The 26,681-nt window shown below is 68.0% G+C and carries 34 protein-coding genes; 20 read left to right on the plus strand and 14 right to left on the minus strand.

Annotated elements, in window-relative coordinates; all coding sequences use genetic code 11:
- The first annotated feature begins 63 nt into the window (after positions 1-63).
- From ABG82_RS28530 to ABG82_RS02745, 5 genes are all read left to right on the plus strand, one after another.
- Positions 64-234: a hypothetical protein gene (locus ABG82_RS28530; RefSeq protein ID WP_165589745.1), complete on the plus strand. Its 171-nt coding sequence runs from the start codon at positions 64-66 to the stop codon at positions 232-234.
- Positions 235-349: 115 nt separating this feature from the next.
- Positions 350-1,063 (plus strand): MoaD/ThiS family protein, encoded by a 714-nt coding sequence (locus ABG82_RS02725; protein ID WP_054432060.1) that lies wholly within the window; start codon positions 350-352, stop codon positions 1,061-1,063.
- 97 nt (positions 1,064-1,160) lie between these two features.
- Positions 1,161-1,544 carry a BlaI/MecI/CopY family transcriptional regulator gene (locus ABG82_RS02730; protein WP_043079378.1) on the plus strand — a complete coding sequence of 128 codons (384 nt, stop codon included), beginning with the start codon at positions 1,161-1,163 and terminating at the stop codon, positions 1,542-1,544.
- Positions 1,541-2,485, plus strand: coding sequence for a M56 family metallopeptidase (locus tag ABG82_RS02735; protein WP_043079339.1), 945 nt, complete (start codon positions 1,541-1,543; stop codon positions 2,483-2,485). Before ABG82_RS02730 ends, ABG82_RS02735 begins: the two co-directional genes overlap by 4 nt.
- A 333-nt stretch (positions 2,486-2,818) precedes the next feature.
- The gene (locus ABG82_RS02745) at positions 2,819-4,759 is read left to right on the plus strand and encodes a heavy metal translocating P-type ATPase (protein WP_043079341.1); all 1,941 of its coding nucleotides are present in this window, start codon (positions 2,819-2,821) and stop codon (positions 4,757-4,759) included.
- Between the two features lie 156 nt (positions 4,760-4,915).
- On the opposite strand, the gene ABG82_RS02750 is transcribed toward ABG82_RS02745, so the two are convergent.
- The 5 genes from ABG82_RS02750 to ABG82_RS02770 all read right to left on the minus strand — a co-directional run bounded on the left by ABG82_RS02750 (position 4,916) and on the right by ABG82_RS02770 (position 8,793).
- Positions 4,916-6,157 carry an MFS transporter gene (locus ABG82_RS02750; RefSeq protein ID WP_043079379.1) on the minus strand — a complete coding sequence of 414 codons (1,242 nt, stop codon included), beginning with the start codon at positions 6,155-6,157 and terminating at the stop codon, positions 4,916-4,918.
- A gap of 83 nt (positions 6,158-6,240) precedes the next feature.
- The gene (locus tag ABG82_RS02755; RefSeq protein ID WP_043079380.1) at positions 6,241-7,266 is read right to left on the minus strand and encodes a PLP-dependent cysteine synthase family protein; all 1,026 of its coding nucleotides are present in this window, start codon (positions 7,264-7,266) and stop codon (positions 6,241-6,243) included.
- Between the two features lie 187 nt (positions 7,267-7,453).
- Complete coding sequence (lpqS, locus tag ABG82_RS02760) at positions 7,454-7,906, minus strand: putative copper homeostasis (lipo)protein LpqS (RefSeq protein ID WP_043079342.1); 453 nt, start codon at positions 7,904-7,906, stop codon at positions 7,454-7,456.
- Positions 7,907-7,981: 75 nt separating this feature from the next.
- Positions 7,982-8,539: a hypothetical protein gene (locus ABG82_RS02765; RefSeq protein WP_043079343.1), complete on the minus strand. Its 558-nt coding sequence runs from the start codon at positions 8,537-8,539 to the stop codon at positions 7,982-7,984.
- Between the two features lie 47 nt (positions 8,540-8,586).
- Positions 8,587-8,793, minus strand: a complete 207-nt coding sequence (locus ABG82_RS02770) for a heavy-metal-associated domain-containing protein (protein ID WP_043079344.1) — start codon at positions 8,791-8,793, stop codon at positions 8,587-8,589.
- A gap of 184 nt (positions 8,794-8,977) precedes the next feature.
- On the opposite strand from ABG82_RS02770, the gene ABG82_RS02775 reads away from it, so the two are divergent.
- The 4 genes from ABG82_RS02775 (at position 8,978) to ABG82_RS02790 (ending at position 11,264) form a co-directional block, all read left to right on the plus strand.
- Positions 8,978-9,475 carry a hypothetical protein gene (locus ABG82_RS02775; protein WP_043079381.1) on the plus strand — a complete coding sequence of 166 codons (498 nt, stop codon included), beginning with the start codon at positions 8,978-8,980 and terminating at the stop codon, positions 9,473-9,475.
- A gap of 96 nt (positions 9,476-9,571) precedes the next feature.
- Positions 9,572-9,838: a hypothetical protein gene (locus tag ABG82_RS02780; RefSeq protein ID WP_043079345.1), complete on the plus strand. Its 267-nt coding sequence runs from the start codon at positions 9,572-9,574 to the stop codon at positions 9,836-9,838.
- Between the two features lie 192 nt (positions 9,839-10,030).
- Positions 10,031-10,387, plus strand: coding sequence for a hypothetical protein (locus tag ABG82_RS02785; protein WP_308213279.1), 357 nt, complete (start codon positions 10,031-10,033; stop codon positions 10,385-10,387).
- A gap of 154 nt (positions 10,388-10,541) precedes the next feature.
- Positions 10,542-11,264 (plus strand): YoaK family protein, encoded by a 723-nt coding sequence (locus tag ABG82_RS02790; protein ID WP_043079383.1) that lies wholly within the window; start codon positions 10,542-10,544, stop codon positions 11,262-11,264.
- A 37-nt stretch (positions 11,265-11,301) separates the two neighbouring features.
- On the opposite strand, the gene ABG82_RS02795 is transcribed toward ABG82_RS02790, so the two are convergent.
- Positions 11,302-12,168, minus strand: a complete 867-nt coding sequence (locus ABG82_RS02795) for a polysaccharide deacetylase family protein (protein WP_043079346.1) — start codon at positions 12,166-12,168, stop codon at positions 11,302-11,304.
- A gap of 161 nt (positions 12,169-12,329) precedes the next feature.
- Between ABG82_RS02795 and ABG82_RS28535 the strand changes: the two genes are divergently transcribed.
- On the plus strand, positions 12,330-12,773 hold the full coding sequence (locus ABG82_RS28535) for a hypothetical protein (protein ID WP_196770509.1): 444 nt from the start codon (positions 12,330-12,332) through the stop codon (positions 12,771-12,773).
- A gap of 110 nt (positions 12,774-12,883) precedes the next feature.
- Complete coding sequence (locus ABG82_RS02805; protein WP_043079347.1) at positions 12,884-13,228, plus strand: hypothetical protein; 345 nt, start codon at positions 12,884-12,886, stop codon at positions 13,226-13,228.
- An 89-nt stretch (positions 13,229-13,317) separates the two neighbouring features.
- Here the strand turns inward: ABG82_RS02805 and ABG82_RS02810 are convergent, their stop codons facing one another.
- Positions 13,318-13,956: a DUF1942 domain-containing protein gene (locus ABG82_RS02810; protein ID WP_109475890.1), complete on the minus strand. Its 639-nt coding sequence runs from the start codon at positions 13,954-13,956 to the stop codon at positions 13,318-13,320.
- A gap of 83 nt (positions 13,957-14,039) precedes the next feature.
- Positions 14,040-15,590: a multicopper oxidase family protein gene (locus ABG82_RS02815; protein WP_043079385.1), complete on the minus strand. Its 1,551-nt coding sequence runs from the start codon at positions 15,588-15,590 to the stop codon at positions 14,040-14,042.
- A 104-nt stretch (positions 15,591-15,694) separates the two neighbouring features.
- Between ABG82_RS02815 and ABG82_RS02820 the strand changes: the two genes are divergently transcribed.
- From ABG82_RS02820 to ABG82_RS02840, 5 genes are all read left to right on the plus strand, one after another.
- Positions 15,695-16,186 carry a hypothetical protein gene (locus ABG82_RS02820; RefSeq protein ID WP_109475888.1) on the plus strand — a complete coding sequence of 164 codons (492 nt, stop codon included), beginning with the start codon at positions 15,695-15,697 and terminating at the stop codon, positions 16,184-16,186.
- A gap of 125 nt (positions 16,187-16,311) precedes the next feature.
- Positions 16,312-16,632 (plus strand): hypothetical protein, encoded by a 321-nt coding sequence (locus tag ABG82_RS02825; protein WP_043079350.1) that lies wholly within the window; start codon positions 16,312-16,314, stop codon positions 16,630-16,632.
- Positions 16,626-17,024: a putative quinol monooxygenase gene (locus tag ABG82_RS02830; protein ID WP_043079351.1), complete on the plus strand. Its 399-nt coding sequence runs from the start codon at positions 16,626-16,628 to the stop codon at positions 17,022-17,024. The genes ABG82_RS02825 and ABG82_RS02830 overlap by 7 nt, the downstream gene beginning before the upstream one ends.
- Positions 17,025-17,118: 94 nt before the next feature.
- Entirely contained in the window at positions 17,119-17,520 is a 402-nt protein-coding gene (lpqS, locus tag ABG82_RS02835) for a putative copper homeostasis (lipo)protein LpqS (RefSeq protein WP_043079386.1), read from the plus strand.
- 228 nt (positions 17,521-17,748) lie between these two features.
- Entirely contained in the window at positions 17,749-18,306 is a 558-nt protein-coding gene (locus ABG82_RS02840; RefSeq protein WP_043079352.1) for a carbonic anhydrase, read from the plus strand.
- A 116-nt stretch (positions 18,307-18,422) separates the two neighbouring features.
- On the opposite strand, the gene ABG82_RS02845 is transcribed toward ABG82_RS02840, so the two are convergent.
- The 3 genes from ABG82_RS02845 to ABG82_RS02860 form a co-directional block, all read right to left on the minus strand.
- Complete coding sequence (locus tag ABG82_RS02845; protein ID WP_407028674.1) at positions 18,423-18,707, minus strand: hypothetical protein; 285 nt, start codon at positions 18,705-18,707, stop codon at positions 18,423-18,425.
- A gap of 420 nt (positions 18,708-19,127) precedes the next feature.
- Positions 19,128-19,997: an alpha/beta fold hydrolase gene (locus ABG82_RS02850; protein ID WP_078311665.1), complete on the minus strand. Its 870-nt coding sequence runs from the start codon at positions 19,995-19,997 to the stop codon at positions 19,128-19,130.
- A gap of 693 nt (positions 19,998-20,690) precedes the next feature.
- The gene (locus ABG82_RS02860) at positions 20,691-20,948 is read right to left on the minus strand and encodes a helix-turn-helix domain-containing protein (RefSeq protein ID WP_043079355.1); all 258 of its coding nucleotides are present in this window, start codon (positions 20,946-20,948) and stop codon (positions 20,691-20,693) included.
- Positions 20,949-21,010: 62 nt separating this feature from the next.
- Between ABG82_RS02860 and ABG82_RS02865 the strand changes: the two genes are divergently transcribed.
- The gene (locus ABG82_RS02865) at positions 21,011-21,697 is read left to right on the plus strand and encodes a hypothetical protein (protein ID WP_043079356.1); all 687 of its coding nucleotides are present in this window, start codon (positions 21,011-21,013) and stop codon (positions 21,695-21,697) included.
- A 204-nt stretch (positions 21,698-21,901) separates the two neighbouring features.
- Positions 21,902-22,393 carry a cadmium resistance transporter gene (locus tag ABG82_RS02870; RefSeq protein ID WP_234708073.1) on the plus strand — a complete coding sequence of 164 codons (492 nt, stop codon included), beginning with the start codon at positions 21,902-21,904 and terminating at the stop codon, positions 22,391-22,393.
- A 218-nt stretch (positions 22,394-22,611) separates the two neighbouring features.
- On the opposite strand, the gene ABG82_RS02875 is transcribed toward ABG82_RS02870, so the two are convergent.
- Positions 22,612-23,001 carry a heavy metal-responsive transcriptional regulator gene (locus ABG82_RS02875; RefSeq protein WP_043079357.1) on the minus strand — a complete coding sequence of 130 codons (390 nt, stop codon included), beginning with the start codon at positions 22,999-23,001 and terminating at the stop codon, positions 22,612-22,614.
- A gap of 58 nt (positions 23,002-23,059) precedes the next feature.
- On the opposite strand from ABG82_RS02875, the gene merA reads away from it, so the two are divergent.
- Both merA and ABG82_RS27470 read left to right on the plus strand, forming a co-directional pair.
- Positions 23,060-24,466 carry a mercury(II) reductase gene (merA, locus tag ABG82_RS02880; protein WP_043079358.1) on the plus strand — a complete coding sequence of 469 codons (1,407 nt, stop codon included), beginning with the start codon at positions 23,060-23,062 and terminating at the stop codon, positions 24,464-24,466.
- Between the two features lie 24 nt (positions 24,467-24,490).
- Positions 24,491-24,724 carry a hypothetical protein gene (locus ABG82_RS27470; RefSeq protein WP_078311565.1) on the plus strand — a complete coding sequence of 78 codons (234 nt, stop codon included), beginning with the start codon at positions 24,491-24,493 and terminating at the stop codon, positions 24,722-24,724.
- Here ABG82_RS27470 and ABG82_RS02885 read toward each other — a convergent pair.
- Both ABG82_RS02885 and ABG82_RS02890 read right to left on the minus strand, forming a co-directional pair.
- A complete protein-coding gene (locus tag ABG82_RS02885) occupies positions 24,670-25,080 on the minus strand; it encodes a hypothetical protein (RefSeq protein ID WP_052511081.1) in 411 nt (136 codons plus the stop codon). The genes ABG82_RS27470 and ABG82_RS02885 overlap by 55 nt on opposite strands.
- Before the next feature lie 3 nt (positions 25,081-25,083).
- Positions 25,084-25,968, minus strand: coding sequence for a DUF6192 family protein (locus ABG82_RS02890; protein ID WP_043079359.1), 885 nt, complete (start codon positions 25,966-25,968; stop codon positions 25,084-25,086).
- Positions 25,969-26,681 lie beyond the last annotated feature (713 nt).

Genomic DNA, 26,681 nt, shown 5'->3' on the forward strand with positions numbered 1-26,681 from the left:
CTGGCGGGCAGGGCGATGCGGCCGGCGGTTCCAGGTATATGGCCTGCCCCGGACAGGAGTGCGATGACCTACATACTGACGGCGGCGGCGGTACTGGTCTGTCCGCTGGTGATGGGCGCCATGATGTGGACGATGATGGGCGGCGATGGCGCCAAGGGTGCGGCGCCATCGGAGCTGCAGGCATTGCGCGCCGAGCTCGACGAACTCAGGTCACTGCGTGAGCGCACCCAGTAGTGGGCGTGGTGAGCGCGGTGGCGCCCCGTTTCGTCCGTGCCAGCGGGTGCGTCGGTGCATCCGGGCGTGGGGTCGGGGCCCCGTCTAGTGAATCTAGTGAACGGAAAGTTGTTCTATGGCTCTGGGGAGAAAAACGCGTGCTGTCCGGTGGCGCGGCGCGGGCACCGCGATGCCAGATCTGCGGGCAGACGTCAGTGGGCGTTGGGTCTGGGGTGTAGGTGTGGCGGTGGTGTCGGTATTCGCGGCGGTAGTTATCGCCGCGACGGTGACCTCGCGGGCCGGGCAGCGTGCCGCCCCTGATCCGGTAACGGGCTTGGACCATCCACCGGCGACCGTGGCAGTGGGCGCCCAGGTGCTGCCGCCGTGGCCTGCGCCTGCCGATGCTTCCGCGGCGGCTCAGGCGGCGGGGCTGCCGATGGCCCGCATGGAAGGCATTGTGCAACACATGCATGCCCACCTTGATGTGGTGGTCGATGGCCTGCCGGTGCCGGTGCCGGCTGACATCGGGGTCGATACCCGCCGGGGCACGATGAGCGCTCTGCACACGCACGACAACAGTGGTGTGGTCCATATCGAGTCGCCGGTGTCCCGCCAGTTCAGCCTCGGGGAGTTGTTCAGCGAATGGCAGCTCAGCTTGGCGGCCGATCATCTCGGCGGCCTGTACGTCGGGGCCGGAAAGCAGCTGCGCGTTGTGGTCAACGGGCTGATCCGGCCGGGCAACCCCGCCGCGGTCATCGTGGCCGACCACGATGAGATCGCCATCGTGTACGGCCTGCCGCACCCGGATGAGTCGATCCCCGCCACGTATCGGTTTCCCGAGGGCACCTAGGACCGCAGCGACGTACTATTTACGTACGTAGAACGTAAATAGTACGACGTAAATTTAGGTGCCGGTGGCGCCCCGGGTGGTGTGGGAGAGGCCGAGATTGAGTAGCCGAGGGTTCGGTGATCTGGAAGCTGTGGTGATGGACCGTGTCTGGGGCCGCGGCGATGACAGCTGCACCACGGTGCGGGAGGTTTTTGAGGAGCTGGCCGCCGAGCGTGACATCGCGTACACCACGGTGATGTCCACGATGGACAACCTGCACACCAAGGGCTGGCTGGCCCGCGAGCGCGACGGTAAGGCATACCGGTATTGGGCCACGTTGACCCGTGAGCAGCACAGCGCCCGGCTCATGCGTGAAGCACTCACCGGCGGCGGCCGCGCTGAGTTAGTGCTGACCCATTTCCTGGAACAGATCAGCGCTGAGGAGTCCGCGCGGCTGGCCGCGCTGCTGCCCCGTCCCGCCACCCGGCCGCGCCCCCGATGAGCATTGCGGTCTGTCTGCTGCTCTACAGCGCCGTGGTCGCCGTTTTAGGGCCGCGGGTGTTGTCGCGGCTGCGCTGCGCCGAGCACGCCCCGCATCTGGCGATCACGGCGTGGCTAGCTGCGATCGCCAGTGTGTTGGCCACCTGGCTGGCCGCGACCGCCCTCATGGGCATCGACGTTGCCCGACACTGGGATTCGCCGGCCCTGGTATTGGCCGCGTGTGTGACCCGCCTGCAGGCGATGGCCGTGGGCCAATCCGGTGTGGCGGCACAAGTTGCGCTGGTGGCCGCAGCGACGGGGACCGGTGCGGCCGCTGCGGTGCTGACGGTGCGGCTGGCCCGGGCCCTTGTTGGGCTGCGCAAGCGCGCCCACGAACACGCCCGCGCGGTACGCATCGTGGGCCGGGCCAGCGGCGACGACGATGTACTGGTGGTGGACGCCGCCACACCGGGCGCCTACTGCGTGGCCGGGCGCCCCGCGGCGATCGTGCTCACCACCGGCGCGCTGGGCGCTCTCGATGACCGACAGCTTGCCGCGGTCCTGGCCCACGAGCGTGCCCACCTGGCCGGGCATCACCTTCAGCTTGTCTGCGCGCTACGTGCTGCGGCCGCCGTCCTGCCGCGGGTGCGGCTGATCACAGAGGGAGCCGCTGAAGTAGCACGGCTGCTGGAAATGTGCGCCGACGATGCCTGCGTGCGCCAACACGGTAGCAGCGCGCTGCTCTCGGGCCTCAGGGAGCTGGCAGCCACCGCCCCCGCCGGCGCCCTGGGCGCGGCCAACCTCGCCGTCCTGCGCCGCGCCGAACGACTCGTCACACCACCAGGGAATGCAGCACGCGCCCGCGCCGCGGCGCTGTGGGCCACGGCCGCGGCGCTGATCGCGGCCGGCCCCGCGCTCATCGCGGCGCTGTCCCTGGCCGGGGCGCTGCTGTGCGGCTCCTGAACAGGACAGGGCCGATCCACCGACTACCGCGGGCATACACAGACCACGGCAAGCCCGTCAGGCACACCGGCGCTTGCTAAAAGCGGTCAGCAACACTTGAAGATATACCCCCTAGGGGTATATGTTGGGTGGGTGGACACCGCAGCCAACCATTCCGGGCACCATCAGGGACACCAGCTCGGCACACCCGGGCATGCCGAGCACGACGCGGCCGCACACCAGCGCGATCAGCATGCGGGCCATCATGAAGGCCATGCCGATCACGGCCAAGGGCAGGGGGGCCATCACGGCCACGGGGATCATGTAGGGCAGTTCCGCAGACTGTTCTGGATCATGGTGGTTGTCGCGGTCCCAGTAGTGGCTTTCGATCCCATGTTCGCGATGCTTATCGGCTATCAGTTACCCGCCGCCGGCTGGGTGCGGTGGGTGTCGCCGGTGCTGGGCACGGTGGTGTATTTGTGGGGCGGCAAGCCATTTCTGGTCGGGGCGGTCAGTGAGATTCGCAGCCGCACACCAGGAATGATGCTGCTGATCGGTTTGGCTATCACGGTGGCCTTCACCGCCTCCTGGGGGGCGAGCATTGGGGTGCTCGACCATCAGCTCAGCTTCTGGTGGGAGCTGGCGCTGCTGGTGGTGATCATGCTTGCCGGGCACTGGATCGAGATGCGGTCGTTGGCGCAGACGACTTCGGCACTGGATTCGCTGGCGGCGTTGCTGCCGGATACCGCCGAGCGGGTCGCGGGCCAGCAGGTCGTGGCCGTGCCGCTGGCAGATCTGCACGTTGGCGACATTGTGGTGGTCCGCCCCGGCGGGTCGGTGCCGGCCGATGGCCGGGTGGTCGAGGGCAGTGCCAGCCTGGACGAGTCGATGGTGACCGGCGAGTCAGCGCCGGTGCGCCGCGAGGTTGGTGATCAGGTAGTCGCCGGTACGGTGGCCACCGATTCTGGGCTGCGGGTGCAGGTCAGTGCTGTGGGGGCTGACACAGCGTTGGCCGGTATCCAACGGCTAGTTGCCGATGCGCAAGCCTCGACGTCGCGGGCTCAGCGGGTCGCTGACACCGCGGCCGGGTGGCTGTTCTGGTTCGCGTTAGGTGCGGCCATCATCACTGCGGCGGTGTGGATGCTGCTGGGGCATCCCGATGCCGCGGTGGTGCGGGCCATCACGGTGCTGGTCATCGCCTGCCCGCACGCGCTGGGCCTGGCCATCCCGCTGGTGGTTTCGATCGCCACTGAGCGCGCCGCCCGCGGCGGCGTTCTGGTCAAAGACCGGTTGGCCCTTGAACAGATGCGCACCGTCGATGTGGTGCTCTTCGATAAAACCGGCACCTTGACCAAGGGCACCCCGACGCTGACCGGGATCGAAGCTGCCCCTGGATGTGACGGCGAGGCGGTGCTGGCTCTGGCCGCGGCCGCTGAAACCGATAGCGAACACCCGCTGGCGCGCGCCATTGTGGCCGCCGCACAACAACGCGGCCTGGATATCCCGGCCGCGAGCGGGTTCGCCTCCGAGCCGGCGCTGGGCGTGAGCGCCGACGTCGCCGGGTCCGGCGTGCAGGTAGGCGGTCCGGCGCTGCTGGCAGCTCACGACGTCGCCGAGCTGCCGGTCGCTGAGCAGTGGCGCACCGAAGGCGCCATCATTTTGCATGTGCTGCTCGACGGGCAGGTCGCCGCGGCGCTGCGGCTGGCCGACGATATTCGCCCCGAGTCCGCCGATACCGTCAACGCCCTGCACAAGCTCGGGGTCAGGGTCGTGATGATCACCGGCGATGCCCACGCGGTCGCCGAGACGGTGGCGGGCCGTCTGGGGGTGGACCGCGTTTTTGCGCAGGTGCGGCCACAGGACAAGGCCGCCGCTGTAGCCCAGCTGCAAGATGAGGGTCACACCGTGGCGATGGTCGGCGACGGCGTCAACGATGCCCCGGCCCTGGCTCAAGCCGATGTGGGTATTGCCATCGGCGCCGGCACCGACGTGGCCATCGCCTCGGCCGGGGTCATCTTGGCCAGCTCGGATCCCCGCTCGGTGCTCTCGGTCATCGAGCTCTCCGCCGCCAGCTACCGCAAGATGAAGCAAAACCTGTGGTGGGCCGCCGGCTACAACCTCATTTCGGTGCCCTTGGCCGCTGGGGTCGCGGCCCCGATCGGCTTCGTCATGCCCATGAGCGCAGGAGCGATCCTGATGTCGCTCTCGACAGTGGTGGTCGCCCTAAACTCCCAGCTGCTGCGCCGCCTGGACCTGCGCCCACAAACCAGCGCCCGCCACATCCTGAACTCCTGACCCGAGCCCCCGGCACAGCTTGTGGGCGCCCACGAGTTCAGGTGCGCGCGGGGCATCGCCCCATGGGGCCCGACAGCTTTTCGGCCCGGACGGGTCCAGGCCCAGCGCATGCAGCCCCGATATGCGGCATCGTGTGCGCCCGCGCGCATCTGCGGGCTACCGCCGCGCCGCCAGCTGATGATCAGGGCAGGGCTGCTCACCCGGTGCCGCTTGGCTGCCCCGGTCGAGCAGTCCGGCCCGCCGCAGCGCGAACAATGCCGCCCCGCACACCAGTCCAATACCGGTGAGCGATACCCACAGCAAGGCGGGCTTACCGTGCTGCTGGCTGTAGCCGAATATCGAGCCGGTCAGCAGATTCCCGGCCAGAATGCCGACACCGACGATCGTGTTGTACAACCCGTAATGAGTGGCAACCAACCGGTTACGCGCCAACCTGACCACGGTGTCCATCTCGAACGGGAAGGTCGCGATGGTGCCCACGGCCAGCAGGGCCGCCGCCAGCAGCAGCGCAACGATCGCCGGGACCGACCCGGCTGCTGCCGACGGCAGCAGCGCCAGTGGGACGAAGGCCGCCGCAATGACCAGCATCCCGAGCACCAAGCTGCGACTGGGGCCGAATCGCGCGGACAACCACCCAGTGAGCCGCACCTGCCCGGCGATGGCCACCAGCCCGGAGACCACGAAGATGCTTGTCACCAAGACCGTTTCGGATTTCTTGTCGCTGGTCAGCAGCGCCGCCTGCAGCGGCAGCGCCAGGTACACCTGGAACGTCAGCACGTACGAACCGATCATGGCGCCGGAGAACAACAGGAAGGCCTTGTTGGACACCACCGAGCGCCAGTCGGCCAGCACGGGCTGCCGATCCACGTCCTGCTCGGCGCGGTTCGGTGGCAGGGCCATCAATTGGATCACCGTCAGGACCGCGAAAACCGCTGCGGCGACGGCGCAGGTGATCCTGAAATCCCAGGCTGTCAACGCCAGACCGATGATCGGCCCGAAGAGGATTCCCGCCTGGTAGAAGACGTTGAAGACCGCGAAGGCCTGCACCCGGCGCTCCCCAGAGTCCGCCGCCAGGTATGCGCGCACTGCGGGATTGAAGAGTGCGCCCGCGAAACCCGTTGCCGCCGAGGCGATCAATATCGCCGGCAGGGAGCCGACAAAGACCAACATCAGGAATCCGGCGACGCGCAAGAGACATCCGGCCACGATCAGTGGCTTGTATCCGAACCTGTCGGCCAGAGTGCCGCCGACCAGAAACATGCCCTGCTGAGAGAAGTTTCGGACACCCAGCACCAGACCCACCATCCACGCCGCCAAACCCAGTGGACCGGCAAGGTATCCGGCGAGGTACGGCATCAGCATGTAGAAGCCGACGTTGATGGCGAATTGGTTCACCATCAGGATCTGGCTGGGACGATCGAAAGACCGGAACTGGCCGAACAGGGCGTGGCCAGTCCCGGAGGGTCTTACCTGCGCATCGGTCACTCCGTGCGCCCTATCGGATCGATCACATGGGTCAGCCTGGTCCAGCGGTCTACCACCCGATCCGAGGGATCGTCGATCACATCGGGATCTTGGGCCGGGGGGCGATCCAACAGATCGTGCTCGCGGCAGTAATCGTCATCGTAGATGGTGCCGTGGTAGCGCATCGGGCCGTCGGGGAAGACGGCGGCGACCCGGGTGCCGGGGGCTGAGGTGCGCGCCACCCACCCTGCGACCAATGCCACCGCCCCGACGCTCCATCCGCCGCTGGCATGATAGCTGGCGGCCAGGGTGCGGGCCGCCCAGACGGCCTCATTGGGTGCGACCCAGTGGGCTTCGTCGAATGCCGGGTAGTCGACATTGCCCGGATAGATGCTCGACCCGAGGCCGCGCATCAGCCGCGCGCTGGCGGGCTGCCCGAAGATCGTGGAGCCGATGGTGTCGACCCCGACCAGCCGCAGGTCCGGATTGTGTTCGCGCAGCACACGTCCCACGCCTGAGGAGTGTCCACCGGTTCCCACCGAGCAGACCAGGGTGTCGATGGTGCCGAGCTGGTCGATGAGCTCCTCGGCCACGCCGCGGTAGGCGTCGACGTTGTCGGGGTTCTGATACTGGTCGGGGCACCATGAATCCGTTTCGGCGGCAAGTATTTGCGCGACGCGATCCTTGCGTGCCTGCTGCCAGCCCCCGACCGGATGGGGCTGCGTGACGATGTCCACCACGGCGCCGTAGGCGGTGAGCATCTGCACGATGATCGGTTCCAGCCCGGGATCGGTGACCAGGGTGACCGGATGCCGATAGATGATTCCGGCCAGCGCCAGCCCCAACCCCAATGTTCCACTGGTTGATTCGACGATCATGGCGCCAGGCTTGAGATCCCCGCGTGTGCGGGCTTGCTCCACCATGTACAGCGCGGGCCGGTCTTTCATGCCGTTGGGATTATGTGCTTCGAGCTTGGCCCAAAAACCGGTCCCGGGGCCCGAGAACGGTTCGGACACCCACAACACCGGGGTGTTGCCCACCAAGGTGTTGGGATCGTGAAACTTCGGTCCCAGGTGAGTGCAGCTACGACGAGATGACAGAGCAATGCTGTTGGTCATGTGAGGAAAAGTCCCTGCGTGAGGGCCACGAGGATGCGGCCGGAGATGGTCACGGGCGTAGGGGCGGCATCAGCGACCCACAGATCGCTGCGCCAGCCCAGGGGGGTGACCCTCAGCGGCGGATAATGCACAGATCGGTCAGAAGAACCCGCCCGAAGCGCGGGGTTGTGCGGTTTGGGCGCCGGGGCGGTCCCCGGCCCACCCGCGCCGACCACCACATCGCCGCGATACCGGCGCCCGGTACGGCAGCGACCACCCACAGCACCCGCAGCGGATTATCGGCGCGGGCGATGACCGCCGGGGCGGCCTCTAAGACCGAGCACCACGCGGCGTGTACGGCGGTGCCGGCATGCGGATGGGCCGATACCGCAGCAGGATTAGGTGCTGCGATGCCCGAGACGGTGATCAGTACCTGATGGTGATGCTCGGGGCGCACCGGGTGGCTCGCACCGGCAAGGCAGTGCGCCATCGGCACCCCGAGCGCCACCGCGATACCGGCCAGCAGCGCCGCCACCAACCCCAGCCGTGCCCGGCCAGAGCGAGGGCAGCGGCCCCAGATCCTCATGGCCCCAACCTACCACAGCTACCCCATACCCCTGCCGGGTATGTGATCGGATTGTGACGCAGCGTGGTGGCGCCGTTACGGCGTCTCGGCGGGGGCGGGGGGTTGCCCGTGCGGGTCTTCCAGGATCGGGGCCGCCGGTGCGCCGGGCATGACCGTGGGCGGTGCGGCAGCCTCGGCGCCGGCGATGCTCTGCGGGGACCGCCCGTAGGGGTCTTCCAGTGCGGGATTTTCATTGCCCGCCGCGAACTGCACACCGGTGGTGCTCGGCGCCGAGGCCGGCCGCACGCCCCCGGCGATCCCGTACCGGGTGCTGGAGGACGATTGGATGTTCGGTGGGTGCGCGGCGTTGCCGAGCTTGCTGCCCGGCAGCCCGGCGGCGGTGGCGCCCGGATCGGCGTTGGTGGCGATCTTGACTCCCCGGGCGTCCACCGTCGCCGGGGCCACGGCCGGGAAGTTGTAGTAGCTGTAGGTGTAACTGCCCGGCACCGCCGGCAGCGGCGCAGGTATCGCGGGAATGAACGGGATGGGCGGCGCCGGGTCCGCGGCCGCTACAGGGGCGGACAGTGCGGCCAGCACACCGGCCAGAATGCTCACCGCACCCACCGCGGGCGCCAAGATACGGGTAGTGATCATCGGATGTCCTTCACAGATCTCGGGGGATTTTCGGGGGGTGGCGGGCTTTAGCTGGCCAGTGCGTAGCCGGCCGCCCCGATCGCGGCCGCCAGCGCCTCGGCCGGCAGCGCCCCGGTGCTGGTGACGGTGACCGTGCCGGTAGCCACGTCCACCTGCACGCCGGTGACCCCCGGCACGGCGGCCACCTGTTCACGCACCGCCGCCACGCAATGCCCACAGGTCATGCCCGAGACCTTCAGCGTTGTCGTGCTCATCAGAGACCTCCTTACTCGCGCAATGTATCGGGACAGGCTACCCCCGTAGGGTTCAATCTGCAGGCTGTAGAGCGAGAGTTCAGTGCGGCCCTGCCCCGCCCGTGGTCCCCGGGCACCCGCACCCGTTCTCACTTTCTCGCCATATACCCCCTACGGGTAGCGATGCGGGGTGTACGGTCAGGTGATGGCGCTCACCGGTGATCGTGCCCGCGCCCGCGGCGGCCGCGTCGTCGCGGTGCGCTGGGTGCTGCTGTTGACGCCGCTGATGACGCTGTTGTTGGCGTTGGCCGTGGCACTGGTTCCGGTGCTGCGGTGCCCTCCGGCACTCGATGTCGAGGCTCCCCATGCGGTGGGCGCATCGCTGGCGCACGTCGGCGCGACAGCAAGCCCTCAAGTCGTGCGGGTTCAGGCCGGCGCCGAACATATCGCCGCGGCACAGCTGACCGCCGTACAGGTCGTGGATGTTCACTCCGGGTGCTCGCTGCCGGCAGCGGTCCTTGCGACCATGGCCGCTGCCGGCCCCGGGCACGGGTGGTGGGCGCTGGCCGTGGCCGCGGCGCTGCTGGCTGCTGCGGCCGCGGCATGGGTGCCGGCCTCGCGCGGACCACCCGGGCGTGGCCGACTCGGTTTTTTGTGCAGTGGACGTGAACGTTTGCAGCATCTTTGCGTGATGCGGCGCTGACCAGCTGTCCGCCGGTGCCTGCGTGCACCCGGCACACGGTCAACGCCATCCACTCATGGCCACCCTGCGGTGGCCCCCTCACGCAAGGAATCACCCATGATCATCAACTCTGTTCACCGCGTCGTGGCGGCCGTGGCCGCACCCGTGGCCGCTGTCGCGCTGGCCCTGTCGACTCCGGTGCTGGCGCAGGCCGCCGCAGAGGCCCCGGCCTCTCCGGCAACGATCAGTGCCGCCGGGCCCGCTCCGGCAGGGCCCGGCTGCCGGCACCACAACTGCTGGCCCCGCCCCGGACACGGCGGCTGGGGCGGCGGCTGGGGTCACGGCGGCTGGGGCGGACACGGCGGCTTCGGCGGGCACCGCTAACCCCCCCGTGAACCGGTGCCGTCCCCGCTCACTTGCGTCCACGCGGGGGCGGCACCCCCACCCACATCCGGCGGCGCCGGCTGCTGCCTTACGCCGGGCATCTGAACGCCCCCAATATGCCAGAGCTACTAATACTGTTGTGACACAAGGATATTCATGACCACACCAATAGCGATGTACAGGTATGCCGACATGGGTACCGCCACATATACCTCTTTGAGAGCAGCGGCCCGACGCCCTGGGCGGCTCGTGGTGGGGGTGGCGCTCGGTGCCGCGCTGACCGCGCTGACATGGGCGGCGCCGGCCGCCGCGGGGCCCGCCCGGCCCGGGCCGCAGGCCCCGGGCAACGCGCAGGTCATCATCACCGAATTGAAGGCCCGCGGCGATCAGGTCATCATCAACGGCGATACCACCGGAAAACCGTTGTCGAAATGCACCGCCGCCGCCGTGCGCGTCGGGCGGCACATCTACAACCAGGTGCCCCAACGTAAAGGCCCGCCGACCCGCACCCTGGCTTCGCACGTCATGTACGTCACGGTGCAGTGCTGACCGCCGCACCCGGCGCCTGCCCGCACCGCCAGGCACTGAATAGCACCGCTAGCACGGCAGCAGCGGGGTGTGCCTGTGCCGCGCAGAGGGCCACCGGGGATGCGTCATGGCAGGGGTAAGAACGCACCCTGCGGTGGACCGGCGGGCCCTTGCGGTGGGCTACAGCGGGTCCCTGGCCGCAGTGGCCGGCTATGTCAATTCGGTGGCGCTGCTGGTGTGGGTGTTTCCTGTGGGCAACCTGACCGCGCTGACCACCCGGGTGGGCATGCATGCCAGCAATCCGCTGCTGTATTCGGGCCGCATGATCGCGGTGATCGTGGCCGGGTTCGTTGTCGGTGTCATAGCAGCCGGTGCGGTGCTGGCAGCGGCGCACACGCACACCGGCCCGCGGCAGGCCGCAGTGCTGGTGACCGAGGCGGCGCTGCTGGTGGCGGCCGCGGGAATCGAACACCCGTTGATCCGGGCGCCGCTGGCTGCGGCCGCCTGCGGATTGCAGAACGCGATGACGTCCGGGCTTCCGTCGATGGCCGTGCGGACCACCCATTTCACCGGGACACTGACCGATCTGGGGCTGCTGCTGGCCCGCGGCTACCGCCATGGCGTGGACCGGTGGCGGGCCGCGATGCTCACCGCCACGGTGGTGCTCTTCGTCGCCGGTGCGGCCGTAGGAGTGATCGTCGGGGGCCGCATCGGCGATCACGCGCTGATCCCGGCCGCCGCGGTCTGTGCTGCGATCGGCGCCGCCAACCTGCACCATCACCGCCGCCGCGCCCGCGACCCCGCACACCCCGCGGCGAGATCCCCGCGTCAGCCGGACACACCCGTGGGCACCCCGGTGGCGCCGGGCAGCGCCAGCGCACGGGACGAGCGGCCATGATGACTACCCGATCGAATACTTCTCTACCGTGCCCGCCTCATTGGGGGCCGCCGGGGTTTTGGCCGTCGATGTCGGTGATCGGCAGGTTGGGTGCCGGTCGTGGTGAGGGCGTGGCCGGCAGGGCCGGGATCTGTGCGGGCGGGATGTCGTGAATGTCATTGACGGGCGGACCGTTTTCGCGGCCCCCGTAACTGCTGCCGGGGGCGCGGTCGCCGAGCAGGTGGCTGACGGTGACCATGTGGTAGCCGTTGGCGATCAATACCGGCAGGAACTGATAGACGATATCGACGGTGCTCGAATAGGTGTCGTGCAGCAGCACCACCGAACCGGGCTTGATCTGAGTTTTGAGCATGTACACGGTGGCGGCGGTGTCGGCGTCGTTGATCCAGTCGAACGGTATGACATCCCACAAGATTTCGGCCATGTGCTGGCGGCCGGCTTCGGCGCGTACCGCCGCGCGAGAGACCCCACCGGCGGGCCGATACAGATGTGGCCGGATCCCGGTGGCCGCGGTGATCGCCTCAGCGCCCCTGCTGAGCTGGCCGCCGATAGCCTCGATCGGGATGGTCGCCATGTTGGGGTGCTCCCAGGTGTGATTGGCCACCTCCATCCCGGCCGCGGCGATGCGGCGGGCCGCAGCAGGGTCGGCGGCGACCTTGTTGCCGATCAGGAAAAAGGTGCCCTTGGCGCCGCGGTCGACAAGCACCTGCAACAGCCGATCGGTAAACGGGGTCGGGCCGTCATCGAAGGTCAGCGCCACACATTTGTAGCGTGCACAATCCACCGTGTCCGGACCCAACAGCAGCCGGTGGCGCACTGCGATCCCGACCACCCCCGCCGCAGCCAACACCACCGCCGCGACCACCGCGATCTGCAGCCGCACCGACGCCAGCACCGCACCCACCGATCCACCTCCTGCATCCAGCCGGGCCGCCGCCGCGCCCCTATCCGCCGCGCGGCCCGGCGGTACCCGTGGGGGGCATCCTTGCACGAGTTCCTGGGTATCGGCGGCACACCACCTCAATATGGCTATACCGGGTAGGGGTAGGCGCTAGGATGGGTGGCATGCGGATACGCCCGGGGCGCCGCCATTGCCGCCTGCGGCAGCAGATCGCGGTGGTCGCGGCGGCGGTGCTCATCGCGGCGCTGGCGGCGATGGCGGTGGCCGGGTGTGCGGCCGATGCGCACCGTGCCCGGGCTGCCGGCGGCGGTGCCCTGGTGCCTGTGGCCGCCGCCGCGGCGGCGGGGGCGCCGGGGCTTTTCAGGGCCCCCGCGGACCCGGTGGGCGCGCAACTGGATGCACCGTGCCCACACGCGCAGCTGGCCCCCGCGGCGGCACTCGGCGGCGACGAGCTGTCCCTGAGGTGGGCTCTGCCGATGGTGTCGAGCGCCGTGCCCGCCGCCGATGCGGTCATCGGGGCGCCCGTGCGGGGGCCGCCGGGGCCGCCCCGTGGGGCCGCGGCCGCCGGCCCGCTGTCTTTACATCAGCTCTGCGTGATTCGGCGCTGAGGCACACCCTGCCGATGTCTGGCCCCTGTGGCCGCACGGTATCGGCTTCGGGTGTTCTTCGCCAGCTCCTCGCCGCCTTGTGTGCGGCGACCTCAACGTAGGGAATTCTCATGGGCAACAACCGTTTTCTGTACCGCAGCGCCGCCGTCACTGCCGCCGCCGCGGCAGCTGTTGCTGCGGCGACCTTGGCCGCTGCCGGTCCTGCCTGGGCGGGTCCGGCCGCGCCCAATGCGCTGCAGGTCATTCTGGCGCTGCAGCGTCAGGGCGACAAGGTCATCGTGAACCGCACCGGCGGCAAGCCGCTGCAGATGTGCACGGTGACCTCGGTACGCGAAGGCAGATCCGAGTATTGGTGGACCCACCCGCAGGTGGTCGACCCCAACCGGGCCAAACGCGCCCATGGGGTGGGTACCCAGCTGCTGTATCGCACCATGTACGTCGACGTGCAGTGCTGACCGGCGCCGGCGCCGTCAACTGCTAGGAGCCCGGGCCCGGGCTGTGGCGGTGCCCGCAGGATTTACGGCGTGCAGGCAGGCTGGGTTGGCTAGGCCGGGTCCGGGGCGGGCCCGCAGCACGGGCACCCGGCACCGGGCGCAGCTGTGGGGGCGGGCATGTCCTGGCAGCACGGGCAGTGCGCCATCATGGCCTTCATCTCGGCGTTCATCTTCGGGTCCATGGTCTTGTTCGCGGATGTACCCATCGCGGCGTCGCAGCACCACATCATCGCCGGCGCGCCGGCGCCGGCGGTGTAGACCACGGCCATGGGGTCCGGCCCGGTGACATCAAAATATACTGTGCCCGAAGATGATTGGCCCTCATCGAGGGTGGCGGCGGGCAGGCCCTGATCGGTGCCAACCTGCCAGAGCACCGGGTAGTGCCCGCCGATGGCGTGGGCGGCCAGGTTCGGGATGAGCGGGGTGATGGTGCCGCGATCGGCCCGCACGGTGGCAGCGGCTTCCCAGAGCTGACCGGCCGGGGTGTAGCCGGGCAGGACGGCGGCCGATTTCTTCAGGCCGCTGACGGTCCATCCCTGGGTACCGCCGCCGGCGTCGGGCAGTTGTTGAGCGGCCCCGAAGCGGTGCGGACAGGACCCGGCGGCGTGCCCCAGCGGTGGGGCCAGCAGCCCGGCGAGGAAAAACCCGGCCGCGGCCAGGGCCAGCCCGAGGACACGCAGTGTTGACACGGTGATCTCCTTATGTGTAGTCGATGACATTTTCGCGCCGATCGCGCGGATGGCCGTGCAGCGAGACCTTGTGGTGTTCGGGATCATTGGCGGTAGGAGATGACGGTCATCATTCCGGCTTCGCCGTGATAGATGTTGTGGCAGTGGGTGAGCCACTGGCCCGGGTTGTCGGCGTCGAAGTCGACTTCAACTGTTTGCATGGGCGCCACCAGCACGGTGTCTTTGCGGGCTCCGTAGGCCCCGGACGCGGTCCGCACGGCGAAGGTGTGTCCGTGCAGGTGCATGGGATGAAACATCATCGAGTTGTTGAGGTAGCGCAGCCGCACCCGCTGGCCTTCGCGCACCGGCAGCCCGTCGGCCGGGTTGTAGGTTTTTTCGTTGATTGTCCAGGCGTATTTGGCGCCCGGCCCGGCCAGCCGCAGGTCATAGGAGATGTCGGGTTCACGCACGGCCAGCGTGACCGCCTCGGTGGCCGTCAGGGACGCGGTGTCCAGCGCGGTCATCGTCGGTAGCGCCGCGGCCGCGTTGGCCGCAGAGCCGGTAACGGGTTTGCCGCCGGCGCGCAGCACCAGCTGGGCGTAGCCGTCTTTGCCGTAGGGGGCGGCCAGCAGCGGCACCGACATCTCACCGACGGTGATGATCGCATCGATGCGCTCGCCCATGCCGATCAGCAGCGCATCGGCCTGCCGGGGCGCCACCGGGAAGCCGTCGGTGTGGGTCACCGTCAGCGCCGTACCGGGGGCCGCGACCCGAAACGCGCTGTCGCCGGCGGCGTTGATGATGCGCAGCCGCACCCGGGTTCCGGGCCGGTAATCGACGGTCTGCGGGTCGGCGGCCACCCGCCCGTTGATCAGGTAGTACGGGTAGGTGACATCGCCGCCGTCGGTACCCAGCGGCGCGGCGGCACTGACCCCCATCGAACCCATCGACATCCCCGGCATCCCCGGCATCTGGCTCATCGAGCCCATATCCATGCCGGGCATGCCCTTGTCCCGCAATCCCGCCAGCACCTTGTCGGGGTCGGTGCCGGTGCCATCGATCCAGTCATCGAGCACCACCACCAGTTCGGCGTCGTAGTCGGCGCGCTCCTCGGGGTCCTCGACGATCAGCGGCGCATACAGGCCCCGATCCAGCTGGGTGCCCACATGCGGATGAAACCAGTACGTGCCCGCATGGGCCAGCGCGAATTCGTAGGTGAACGAACCCGCCGGCGCGATCTGCGGCTGCGTCAGATCCGGTACGCCATCCATGTCGTTGCGCAGCGCGATCCCATGCCAGTGCACCGTGGTGGGCGCCGCCAGCCCGTTGGTCAAGTTCACCCGCAGCACCTGGCCCTTGCGGGCGCGGATCGCCGGGCCGGGAATCTGGGTGCCATACCCCCACGTCGACACGGTCGTGCCGGCCAAATCCAGCTGCAGCGGCCCCGCGTGCAGATTCACCGGCACCAGCCGCCCGCCGCCGTCGCGGCGGATCGCCTCGACTGCACCCACCCGCGGTGAGTCCGGCCCGATCAGCTGCCCGCCGGACCCGCCTGATGGCCGGGTGCCGCAGGCGGCCAGCACCCCAGCTGCCGCCGTGGCCGCACCCAGGTGCAAAAACTCGCGCCGGCCCCACCGCGATCGCGCTACCGCCATGAACTGCTCCCTTCCATGCCGCGTCCACACCACCGCGCCGACCACCGAAAAATACACGTCAAATACCGGGTAAGGGTATGCGCATATCATGTTATGGTGAAGGGGTGTTGCCGTCCACTGGCGAGCTGCAACCTGCCGGGAAACTCCCGGCGGGGCGGTCGGCGATGATGCGGGCCCGGGTCCGCATCCGGCCGGGTGCGCCGTGGCTGGGAGCCTTGATCGTGGCCGCGATGATCACTCTTTTGCTGCTGTTGCAGTGCGCCGGGCCGCCCCACCACATGAGCGTGCCGGCGGCGGCGCCGCATCACGCGATTGCCGCCGGGTCCGCGCTGCAGCGCAGCCAGGCCGCGATCGCCCCCCATAATCATCTGGGGGCACCCGCCCCGGCGATGTGCGCGCTCACCGATGCGGTCAGCGCCCAGCTGACCGCGCCCGCGGCGGTACGGGTGCTGTGGATCGCGGCGCTGATCGTGCTCGCGTACGCGGTAGGCACGGCAGTCTTGCCGGTGCTGATGCGCGGGCCGCCGCATACCGGGCCGGTGGCCATCGTCACCGGCCGCACCCTCATACACCGTCTGTGCGTGCTGCGCCGCTGATCGCGGCCCGGCCCAGTGCTGCACGCCGCGTTCAGCGTGCGCTCTGAGGTCTTCTCGCCGACCCTCAGCCGCCCCGTTCGCGCTCTTGTGCGCGGCGGACCCACACCTAACGAGGTGCATCTGTCATGAACAGAAATTTCCGTGGCCGTGCCGTTGCCTGGACACTGGCCGCCACTGCTGCCGCAACACTGCTAATGGCCCCGGCCGCTCAGGCCGGGCCCGGCAGTCTCGGGGACGCCGATGACGTCATCAACAGCCTCAAGGCCCAAGGCAACAAAGTCATCATCACCAAAACCGGCAACAAACCGCTGTCACAATGTGTGGCCACCCGGATCCGCAAAGACCTCGACGTCTACGGCAATCCCCGGATCTACCCGAACATCTCCTCCGGGCCCACCAGACGGACATGGCTTTACAGCGTGTACCACGTCGACGTCCAATGCTGACCGGCGCCGACGGGCCAGCGCCGGTGTATGTGGCCGGTGAGGTCACCGCAACACTGGGTGCCGAGGAAACGGTGTGGGGCCTGCTCAACATGCTGCTCGAACGCACCCGCTACGACCCGGGCAACCTGGGCTACGAGATTTTCCGGGACGCCGGCGACCCCGGCCATTTCCTGATACAGCAGACCTGGAAGACACCGCAGCTGTTGGAGCGGCACCTGCGCTCGGCGGCGGTGAGCTGGTGCATCACCAGAATCCAGCAGGTAGCCCACATCCCGCTGCGCTTGACGGTCTGCGATGTGCACCGTGCGCACAGCAAACCCGCGCCGCTGCACAGGGCGCGGGCCATCGCACCGATCAGCGGCTGGGCGGCAGCGGCGGACACCCCATGCTGAGCCCGTGCGGTGGCGCGCACCCGCACATTCCGGCTCGGGTGCCGGTGGCGGAGGCGTGAGGGCCCTGGTGCGCAGGCCCCGCCGCAGCCAGCTGGTGCTGGTGGCGCTGCTGGTCGGTGTGCTGGCGGCGGCGCCCGCGGTGGCGCATTGCCTGCCCGGACAGAGCCATCACCGCCACGGGCCTGCCCGCCAGCAAAGCACGCTGATCACAGCGTCGGCCGCAACAGCAGCCGGGGGCACCGGTGTGTCCATCACACCCCGGCGCGCCCAGGAGGCCGCACATGCGGCGCTGTGCCACAGCGTCGAGGCACTGGCCGCGACCGTGCGCGCCGAGACCAGTCCGGGTCTGTTGGCCGCATCCGCCGCAGCGTTGCTGGCCGCGGCCACCGCGGTACCGCTGCTGGCCGGCATCAGCCGGGGCCCGCCGGTGCGTGCCGCCGCGATATCGAGGTCAGGGCGTGTGCTGCTGACTGAGCTGTGCATCCTCCGCCGCTGATCTGTGCCACGTGCGGTCACCGGCGTGCGCCGGTGACCGTCGGCGATGGCATCACCGAACACCCAACGTTGCCGCAGCACCGCGATCGGCCCACTCGATCGCGTGCGGTGCTGCACCGAGGGTCCACGAGCCGCCGCCGTGCCTGCCTGCCGATTCGCCAACCTTCCATCCGGCCCGGCACACCACCGGTGTGCTTGGTGCTGCTTTTTCGATTGGGGCACTTTCGTCATGAACTCTTTCCTGGCCACCGACACCACGGCCCACCCGGACGCGCTGTATCTGACCTGCTCGGATTGGCCGGTTGGGCCGCCAGCGGCCACCGGCGCGCTGTGCACCATCCGCAATGTCGGCAACCTGGTACCCACCGATCCGGCCGAAGGATCGGTCGATGCCGCACTGGATTTCGCGCTCAACGAGCTTCGGGTGCGTTCGATCGTGGTGTGCGGGCACTCGGGCTGCGGGGCCATGGCTGCGCTGCTGTCTGAATCGATCGACGCACCCACGAGCCCGGTCGGCCGCTGGCTCGACAACGCCCGCGACACCCTGGTGGCCTACCGCGATCATCACCTGGCCCGCGTGGGTGCGGCCGCCAGCGGCTTTAGCCAGGCCGATCAGCTGGCCGTGGTCAACGTGGTGATCCAGGTCGAACGCCTTGTGCGCCACCCGATCCTGGTAGCCGCCGCGGTCTCCGGGCGCCTGCGGGTGGCCGGCACCTTCTACAGCACCGACACCGGGTGCCTGCATGAAGTCAGCGCCAACGGCATCCCGGCACCCGGGCCCCTATAACGACACACCGCACCCGACCCGGGCGGGGCCAGCATTGATGAAGAACAACCACCAAACCGGCGCCAAAAAGAGATGACCACACCCACCGCCCCGTTTCCCCGCTTCCGACGGTGCAGCTAGCCCGCGTTGTTTTGGTTGGTGCCAAAGGGCACAAGCGGATTGGTGCCATAGGGAACCAGTGGGTTAGCCCCGCCGTAGGTCGGCTGATGCACCCCTTGCGGGTACTGCACCGAACCTGGGGCCAGGCACGGGATGTGCTCGATCGCGTTCACGCTCGGCTTGGCCGCATAGCAAACCGGTGGCGGGGGCGGATCAGCGTCCGCCGGTGCCGGTGTGGCCAGCCCGGCAACACCGGCCGCACCGATCATGGCGAGCGCCGCGAACATCGTCATGTGCATGATTTCGCAACCTCCTCTCCGCACCCCGGGCCGGCCTGGCCGCTCGGCCCAAAAATAGGGAACGTACACTTATTTCAACGAGTAACACGGCCCCAACGTTCACCGCGGCGACGATCATCAGCAAACTATCAGGCGATTCTTCGCTGTTTCACAGCGGCCGCCGGGATGCGGTGGTGCCCCGCCGCGGCCGGATCTGGCGGCTCGCGCTACCGCACCACGCTATCGGCAACCATTCTCGCCGGGCTAGGGGACGTGAACGTCAGGGGCCCCTGGCCCGGCCGATATACCGGTGGCGCAACGGGATACCAGTGGGCGGGGAGCTGTGGATATGCATGCCGCACATAGGAATTCGGCGGCCCGACAGCGCCGGGGGCGGACCTTGCGGGGGCGGGCTGGTTGACGGGCGCGATGTGCGCGCGCTCGTTAGCGCGGTGTGGTCGCGATACGTGCGGCGATGCCGCTGATCTCGTCGGCGATCAGGTGCGGTTCGGTGAACACCACGAGGTGCCCGGATTTTTGGGCGAGCACGTGGCGGGCGCCGAGGCGTTCGGCGGCGCGGCGGTGGGCGCCGAGGAACGCCGCGCGGATCGAGCGGTCCAGCAGTGTGGTCTTGACCCCCGAGATCACGGTGACCGGGATGCCCCCGAGATCGGGGCGCTGCGCACGCAGGCTGGCCAACCCGGCCAGAAAGAACTGCTCCTCGGCGTCTGCGGCCTGCTGCGCGGCGACGGTCAAGTCTTCGGCGATCAGATCGGCGGCCACGTCGGCGGGCAGCCCCGGTGCCGCGCGGCGCACCAGGGGCCCCAGCAGGTGCAGCCGCCGCAGCACACCCATGCTCCAACGGCCTGCCAGCGCCAGCCGGCGCAGATGTTTGAGCGAAGACCCGCAGCACACATCGAGCTGCTCATCGGAATGATCCACGAGCACCAGCGCGGCGATATCGGACCGATCGCCGGCGGCGGCCAGTGCGATCGTGCCCCCGTAGCTGTGCCCGACCAGGATGTACGGGCCGCCATCAAGAGCTGTCAACAATTCCCCCAGATCGGCGGCCAAACGCTGCACTGTGCGCGGGGCCCGGTCGGGGTCGCTGCGGCCCAGATTGGCCCGGTCATAGACCACCGTCGGGAACTGCTCGGCCACCAGCGGCGCCACCAGGCCCCACTCCGAGCGTGAAGCACCCAAACCCGACTCGAACACCACTGTCGGGCCGGCACCGCTACCGGCGCGCATATAGTGCAACGCCCGGCCATCGGCCAGAACCATCCGGGCACTGTGACCCAAGGTGTGTGCCATCTGCGCTCTCTTCTCCGCGGAAACGAATCGGTGATGCCACACGGCCATAGCCGCCGCACCCACCAACACCACTATACCCCCACGGGGTATGTCTGCGGGTGGGGTGCGTGCATCGGTGTTTACCCCCGGGGCGTACGGGTATGGCTCGCTGTGTCCGGGAAACACCAACCGCCGGGCTGCCATGACAGGGTCCGGGTCCGGTGAATGCCCAGCCGAACAAGGAGGTTCTTGATCATGTCAGTGGCAATGGTCAGCGCTGCGAACAAAGCCTGCGTGGATGCCTGTAGTGAGTGCGCGCAGGCATGTGAGGTGTGCGCGTACAACTGTTGTGTCAATGACGGGCAGATGGCCGATTGCGCCCGGCTGTGTCTGGATTGCGCGGCGATCTGTGCGGCGTGCATAACCCTGTTGTCGCGCGGGTCCAGCTGGGTCGGCCCGTTGTGTCAGGTCTGCGCCCAGATCTGCGCGGCGTGTGCCGCCGAATGCGACAAGTACGACATGCAGTATTGCCGGGCGTGCGCGGCGGCCTGCCGGCGATGCGTCCAACAGTGCCAGGCGATGGCGCACTGAATACGCCGGCGGCGCCGGGGATGATCTGAGTTCGCAACGCACCGTAGCGCCAGGGCTTTTCGCACAGGCCCTGTGCTGTTGAGGCCGCCATGGTGTTGCGCGATACCCAGCAGCAGAAATCGATCAGGTGTCGCCGAACAATGAGCCGGTAGGCACCACCAGTGCCTCGGCAATGTCGACCAAACGCTCGTAGAGCAAGCCACGGCGGCCGTGTTCGACGTCGATCAACACATTGCGGGTCACCCCGCAGGCCAATGCCAACTGCTCCTGAGTCAAACCCTGCCGCAGACGTTCACGTCGAATCCGGGCGCCCACCTCGACGCGGACGCGTTCCCACTGCGCGACACGCTCGGGATCGTTCTGACTGGGACGGGTGGGCACGCACCTCAGTAATGAGGCGCCCGTACCAAAAGTCTGCCCTACTAGTAGTACATTGCTGGATCGTGTTCGAAACTGACTCTGACTTTGAGCCCAACGAAACGGTGTCCTCGTTTGCCTTGGACGTCATCGATGAGGTGCGCATGAAAATGCTCGAATGCCTTCTGGTGCTGCACACTCTGCCCGAGGAAGCCGACCTTAATTTCACCGATCTGGCCAACGACATCCTGGCCGCGCACCGAGCCACCCTGGAGGCCTATCAGGCGGCCAGCATCGTGCACCAGGGCGCCGAACTCGACCAGCGATGGGGCAACGGCTTATCGCGCCCCAAAGCCATCTTCGCCCGGCACAACGCCGCGGTGCGCCGCGGGGCAACGAAGGTAACCGCGATGCCCGCGCTGTGCGACCGGCTAGAGCGCCACCTGTACCAGCTGCCCCGACCCGACCGCACCCAAACCGTCGCCGGCGCGCGCCCCAAATGCTCGGCCCTGGTCAAGAGCACCGGCCAGGACTGCACCAACTCGGCGATCTACCTCGGATCGGGAATGTTTGGCGCACACTGCTATTCACACGCCACCCCCACCGAACGCGAACAGTACCGAATCCATCACGAACAAAACGACGCCCGCCAAGCCCGCTCCCACGCCGATCTACGCAACCTGCAACGTGCTGTGGGCCAGAAGATCGCCGACCACTGGATCTCCACCCGCGAACAGCGGACCCAATGGGTCAACGACATCATGCTCAACTGAGAATTCCCACACGGCCACATCGCGGGCCGCTGATCGAGAACCGGGCCCTTCTTCGTCAACACCTTCCTACAGATAACCCGGCCACGACAGAGCCAAAATGCGACAGCCCGACACCGTCATGAACGTCAAACCCGCACATTTACGACTTTACGACCTAGAGATAACTTTGGGCAGGCGCCGGGCCATCGAGGAGCAGCCATCCGGGTGATCGCCGGTCAGTACCTCGCGTTCATCGCGATCGTGGCAGTCTCGATCGCGATCGCCGCCCTGGGATCGACACTGCTGCCGCCCGCCGCGCTCCCATACTTCGGGCTGATACCCATCTTGCTCGGACTCAAAGCGGGCTGGAGCGCCTACCGTGAACGCCGCAGCGACCCCGACCCGGCCCCACAGATACCGGCGGTCCCGCGTCAGGGTCCCAGAATGTGGCAGGTCGCCGCCGTCACCTTCGCTAACGGCGGCGACAACATCGGCGTCTACGTGCCGATCTTCGCGGTTGCAACCACCGCCACTATTTCGATGTTCACCGCCGTGTTTCTCATTGGCGTGGCCATCTGGTGCGCGGGCGGAAAGTACGTCGCTTCGCACCCACTGATTGCCAACGTGCTATCGCGCTGGGGTCACATCGTGCTGCCCGTAGCGCTGATCAGCATCGGCGTCACCATCCTCATCACCGGTGGCGCCTTCGGGCCGTAGAGCCCCCCATTCGGCAACCATCTCCCGCCCGGGGCCGAACTACTTGACGAAACCGACCCATGCCGTACGCGTAGCCCAGGTTGCCTTTAGCGGGCGTGCCCAGGTCGATGCTTATGTCCTCCGGTACCGCAGTACGGTCAGGGTGTCGCTGATGACGACGGAGCGCACTATCTTTGCGTATCGGGTGTCGGTGCTCAGGGGTTTGCGACGAGCCCCTTCTACAGGTAGCGGCAGACGTCGTCAGCGTTGCACGACCCGGGGTCGACGGTGTCGGCCTGCTCGCGCAGCCGGGCGATGGTGGCCCGCAGCGCAACCAGGATGCTGATCTGTTCATCGAGATCGGCCAGGCGGGTGCCGAGCAGCTCACGTACGTGCGTGCACGGTGCGTGGCCGCTGTCTCGGACGGTGAGGATCTGGCGGATCTGGGCCAAGGTGAGCCCGGCTGCCTGGCCCCGATGAATGAAGCCGACCCGGGCGATCGCATCACCGCCGTATTGGCGATACCCCGCTGGGGTGCGCTCGGCGGGCGGCAGGAGGCCCTCGTCTTCGTAGTAGCGCAGCGTCGCCGCAGTCGTCCCGGTCGCTTCGGCGAGTTGCCCGATTCGCACGAGGTCTCCTCACCGATCACTTGACTTTCAAGCCTACTTGAAGGTTGAGGATGGGTGCATGAGTCAGAGATTCGACCTTGCGGTCATCGGGTCGGGCGGGGCGGGGATGGCCGCCGCGATACGCGCGACCTCACTGGGCAGGTCGGTGGTGATGATCGAGCGCGGCACGTTCGGTGGTACGTGTGTGAACACCGGCTGCGTGCCGTCCAAAGCGCTCATCGCCGCCGCTGGGGCCCGGCACACCGCGGCCGGCGCCGAGCGCTTTCCCGGCATTTCGGCTACCGCGGGCCCGGTCGACATGGCGGCGCTGATCGGCGGTAAGCAGCACCTGGTGGACCGGCTGCGCTCGGACAAATACGCCGACCTGGCCGACACCTACGGGTGGCGTCGAATCCAGGCTGACGCCACGTTCGCGGGCACACCCGAGGACCCGGTACTGCGGGTGGGCACCCACACGATCGAGGCCGCGCAGTATCTGGTGGCCACCGGTGCGCGGCCGTGGATGCCGCCGGTCCGTGGACTCGACCAGGTGGACGCCCTGACCTCGACCACCGCGATGGAACTGGCCGAGGTTCCGCAGTCACTGCTGGTGCTCGGCGGCGGGTACGTCGCGTTGGAGCTGGCGCAGCTGTTCGCCCGGCTCGGGTCGGTGGTCACGATGCTGGTCCGCTCCCGCTTGGCGTCCCGGGAGGAACCGGAAGTGTCCACGACACTGCAGGACGTGTTCGCCGACGAGGGCATCACTGTGGTGCGCGGCGCCACCATCGTGAAGGCCGAACGGGTGGGCGGGCAGGCGGTCGTGACCGCAGCGGTCGCAGGCGGCGAACAACCCTTCCGTGCGGACAAGCTGCTGGTCGCGCTCGGGCGCTGGCCTGTCACCGACCTGAACCTGGCCGCGGTCGACGTCAAGACCGGCGCGGCCGGCGAGATCGTGGTCACCGACCGGTTGCAGTCGTCGAATCCGCGTATCTGGGCGGCCGGTGATGTCACCGGGCACCCCGAATTCGTGTACGTCGCCGCCCATCACGGCGCGCTGGCCGCCGAGAACATGTTCAGTGGGGCGGACCGGTCAGTGAACTACACCACCCTGCCGCGGGTGACGTTCACCAACCCGGCCGTGGGGGCGGTCGGGATGACCGAAGCCGACATGCGCGCGGCGGGGATACGCTGCGACTGCCGGGTTCTGCCCCTCACGTACGTGCCGCGGGCACTGGTCAACCGCGACACCCGCGGGTTCATCAAACTGGTCGCCGACGCTGGCACCGGACGGCTGCGCGGCATCACCGCCGTCGCCGACGACGCCGGTGAGATCGCCGCCGCGGGGGTGTACATCCTCGACGCCGCGATGACCGTCGACCAGGTCGCCCGGTCCTGGGCGCCGTACCTGACGATGGCTGAAAGCATCAAGATCGCCGCCCAGTCGTTTACCACCGATATTTCGCAACTGTCCTGCTGCGCGTCCTGACCCGCGCCCTACGACGAGGTGACTATGACGAATTTCCTTGACCGCCTGGTTGTTCCGGAGAATCCCGGGCTCGACCCGGCCCTGCTGGTGCCGCTGCTGCGGCTGCTCGACGACGGCCAACCCGTCGCCCTGGACACCCTCAGATGCTTCCGGAGACCGTGGGTCGGTGCCGTGGTCCTGTGGTGCACCGTGATGGTCGGTACTCAACTGGCTAGCCGGGTGATGCTTTCCAGTGATGCACGTACGCCGACGAGTTGATCCAGCAGCAGCCTGGCGTAGTCATCGTGCGGCAGAAGTTGCTGGTGGGGATAAACGGTGCCGGTGATCAGGCGCACGAATCGGGTCAGTGCGGTGTGGGCTTGGGCTCGTTCGTAGGCGATCCAGTCGGAGGGCTCCTCGGGAAAGGCGTAGCCGTTCTTGCGGGACCAGGCAAAGGGGGTCATATGTTCCATGGCGGCGTGTTCCTTGATCTCTCTGAGGCCGTCACGGATCTGGCTTGCGGTCAGACCTGTTGCGGCACAAAGCTGTTGTAGGGTAAGGCCGCCGGGTCGGGCTTGTAGAAGTGCTAAGCGCACGCGCTCGGATTTGACGGTGCGGGGGATGCGGTGGGGCATGGTTCACCCGCCTTTGAGTAATTCGGCAAGAGCCTCATCAAGGCTGACATCCCCGGTGTCCATCGCATGTTGTATCCAATCGGCCGTGCTGCGCACCCGGGCCAGGTTCTGCTGGACCGCGGCCTTTTCCTGCGTGCTGAACTCCTGGCCGCGCAGGTTGGGCAGGATGCGGCCGACGCCGGCGACGAACTGGGCGCAGGCACCGACCAGATCGATGTATTCGATGCTATGTTCGAGCGCCCGGATGGCCGGTGTGCGTTGGCGTGCGCACACGATTGTTTGCCGGGATCGGTCGTATTGGGCGCTGTTGACCGCGTGGCGTGCTGATTGGTCGCCCATGGCTTCGAATGCGACGTTGGGGCGTTTGAGCAGGTCCCGAGCCACCGATACCGCGACGTGGTCGTCCTTGGTCAGGTCGTGGACCTGGTTGACTTTCTCTTGGCTGGTAACGGGGGTGCGTGGCGTCCACCCGACCGCCCGGCGGGCAGCCTCGCTATCCCATCGGCGCTCACCAGTACGGCTGTTCGTGGGTGGTTGTTGTATCAATGCGTACCGGTTGTCGTGGCCGGCGAGCACCTTGTGGATGTAGTGCGACACGGTGTGCACTCGCTGACCGGTGGGCCACCGCGAGGCGACCCACCGGTAGTCCATGATCGTCGATGCGGCCAGGCCAATGTCCTGGGCGTACATGGCGATCGCGGCGGTGACGCTGAGCAGCTCGACGCCCGGGCCGGGGTGCGCTCCGCCGCGCGGCTGCAGCGGCTCGATTTCCAGGGCTCGATCACCGAGCTCGAACTGGCAGCGAGATTGCTGCTCGACTAGGTTGCGGCCCTCGGCGACCAGCTGGTCGTAGCGGCGCTTGCTGACGTTTCCGATTTTTTCGGGCATTGTTGTCTCCTCGCGTGATTCCCGTCCGGGGCCACGCGGGCCTGCACTGCACCTGATGCTCGATGCACCGCGGTCACGCCGTCCGTGCGCCGTGGGCCGAGCCCCTGCGCTGCAGCGGGGGCCCGCATGATCGATGTGCTTGTGTCTATCACCTTCTTGCGCGCACCGGTGCCGCTTGAAGAACGGCTGCAAACCGGCTGTTGCATCATTGTGCGCTTGCCGCGGCCGCCGATCAAGAGTTTCGGATCGTTAATTACGCTGGTCAGGCCCGGTGTTAAAGAGATTTGTGTAGCCGTTCGCGGTAACGGTCACGGTGACGTCTACAGCGAACGGCAACGCCGCCAAGCCCGGGTCCGGCACCGATGCGAACAGTAAATAGTCCCGGCCCGGTGCTCGAGTCCGACGACCCAGGTGCTGTCACACTCAGCGCATCGGGCCCGCAGCTGGCCCTCGCCGCGCATCGCGCAGATCCGCGAGCGGCTGCGTTGGGCCCACCGCCAATGCCGTGCCCGGCACGCGGACGAACAATAGAGGGCATCGTGGCGCACCCGGTCCGGCAGTTCGGCGCCACAGGACGGGCAGTAGCGGACCGCGACCGCGCCGCGATCTACCTGAGCAACCATCTGAGCCTCCTTACTCGGGTTAGCTCAACGATAGTTCGATCTGTCGTGAGACATCGGGCATCAGGCAGAGTCCCCCTGCTGCTGCAGCTG

Origin of the sequence: Mycobacteroides immunogenum (assembly GCF_001605725.1) — a bacterium.
Lineage (GTDB): Bacteria > Actinomycetota > Actinomycetes > Mycobacteriales > Mycobacteriaceae > Mycobacterium > Mycobacterium immunogenum.

Excerpts from the sequence above, each read along its gene's own strand:
- ABG82_RS28530 (WP_165589745.1), top strand. The coding sequence starts at position 64 with ATGACCTACATACTGACGGCGGCGGCGGTACTGGTCTGTCCGCTGGTG.
- ABG82_RS02725 (WP_054432060.1), top strand. The coding sequence starts at position 350 with ATGGCTCTGGGGAGAAAAACGCGTGCTGTCCGGTGGCGCGGCGCGGGC.
- ABG82_RS02735 (WP_043079339.1), top strand. The coding sequence starts at position 1,541 with ATGAGCATTGCGGTCTGTCTGCTGCTCTACAGCGCCGTGGTCGCCGTT.
- ABG82_RS02745 (WP_043079341.1), top strand. The coding sequence starts at position 2,819 with ATGGTGGTTGTCGCGGTCCCAGTAGTGGCTTTCGATCCCATGTTCGCG.
- ABG82_RS02750 (WP_043079379.1), bottom strand. The coding sequence starts at position 6,157 with ATGGTGAACCAATTCGCCATCAACGTCGGCTTCTACATGCTGATGCCG.
- lpqS (WP_043079342.1), bottom strand. The coding sequence starts at position 7,906 with ATGAGGATCTGGGGCCGCTGCCCTCGCTCTGGCCGGGCACGGCTGGGG.
- ABG82_RS02765 (WP_043079343.1), bottom strand. The coding sequence starts at position 8,539 with ATGATCACTACCCGTATCTTGGCGCCCGCGGTGGGTGCGGTGAGCATT.
- ABG82_RS02770 (WP_043079344.1), bottom strand. The coding sequence starts at position 8,793 with ATGAGCACGACAACGCTGAAGGTCTCGGGCATGACCTGTGGGCATTGC.
- ABG82_RS02775 (WP_043079381.1), top strand. The coding sequence starts at position 8,978 with ATGGCGCTCACCGGTGATCGTGCCCGCGCCCGCGGCGGCCGCGTCGTC.
- ABG82_RS02780 (WP_043079345.1), top strand. The coding sequence starts at position 9,572 with ATGATCATCAACTCTGTTCACCGCGTCGTGGCGGCCGTGGCCGCACCC.
- ABG82_RS02785 (WP_308213279.1), top strand. The coding sequence starts at position 10,031 with ATGGGTACCGCCACATATACCTCTTTGAGAGCAGCGGCCCGACGCCCT.
- ABG82_RS28535 (WP_196770509.1), top strand. The coding sequence starts at position 12,330 with ATGCGGATACGCCCGGGGCGCCGCCATTGCCGCCTGCGGCAGCAGATC.
- ABG82_RS02805 (WP_043079347.1), top strand. The coding sequence starts at position 12,884 with ATGGGCAACAACCGTTTTCTGTACCGCAGCGCCGCCGTCACTGCCGCC.
- ABG82_RS02815 (WP_043079385.1), bottom strand. The coding sequence starts at position 15,590 with ATGGCGGTAGCGCGATCGCGGTGGGGCCGGCGCGAGTTTTTGCACCTG.
- ABG82_RS02825 (WP_043079350.1), top strand. The coding sequence starts at position 16,312 with ATGAACAGAAATTTCCGTGGCCGTGCCGTTGCCTGGACACTGGCCGCC.
- ABG82_RS02830 (WP_043079351.1), top strand. The coding sequence starts at position 16,626 with ATGCTGACCGGCGCCGACGGGCCAGCGCCGGTGTATGTGGCCGGTGAG.
- ABG82_RS02840 (WP_043079352.1), top strand. The coding sequence starts at position 17,749 with ATGAACTCTTTCCTGGCCACCGACACCACGGCCCACCCGGACGCGCTG.
- ABG82_RS02850 (WP_078311665.1), bottom strand. The coding sequence starts at position 19,997 with ATGGCACACACCTTGGGTCACAGTGCCCGGATGGTTCTGGCCGATGGC.
- merA (WP_043079358.1), top strand. The coding sequence starts at position 23,060 with ATGAGTCAGAGATTCGACCTTGCGGTCATCGGGTCGGGCGGGGCGGGG.
- ABG82_RS27470 (WP_078311565.1), top strand. The coding sequence starts at position 24,491 with ATGACGAATTTCCTTGACCGCCTGGTTGTTCCGGAGAATCCCGGGCTC.
- ABG82_RS02885 (WP_052511081.1), bottom strand. The coding sequence starts at position 25,080 with ATGCCCCACCGCATCCCCCGCACCGTCAAATCCGAGCGCGTGCGCTTA.
- ABG82_RS02890 (WP_043079359.1), bottom strand. The coding sequence starts at position 25,968 with ATGCCCGAAAAAATCGGAAACGTCAGCAAGCGCCGCTACGACCAGCTG.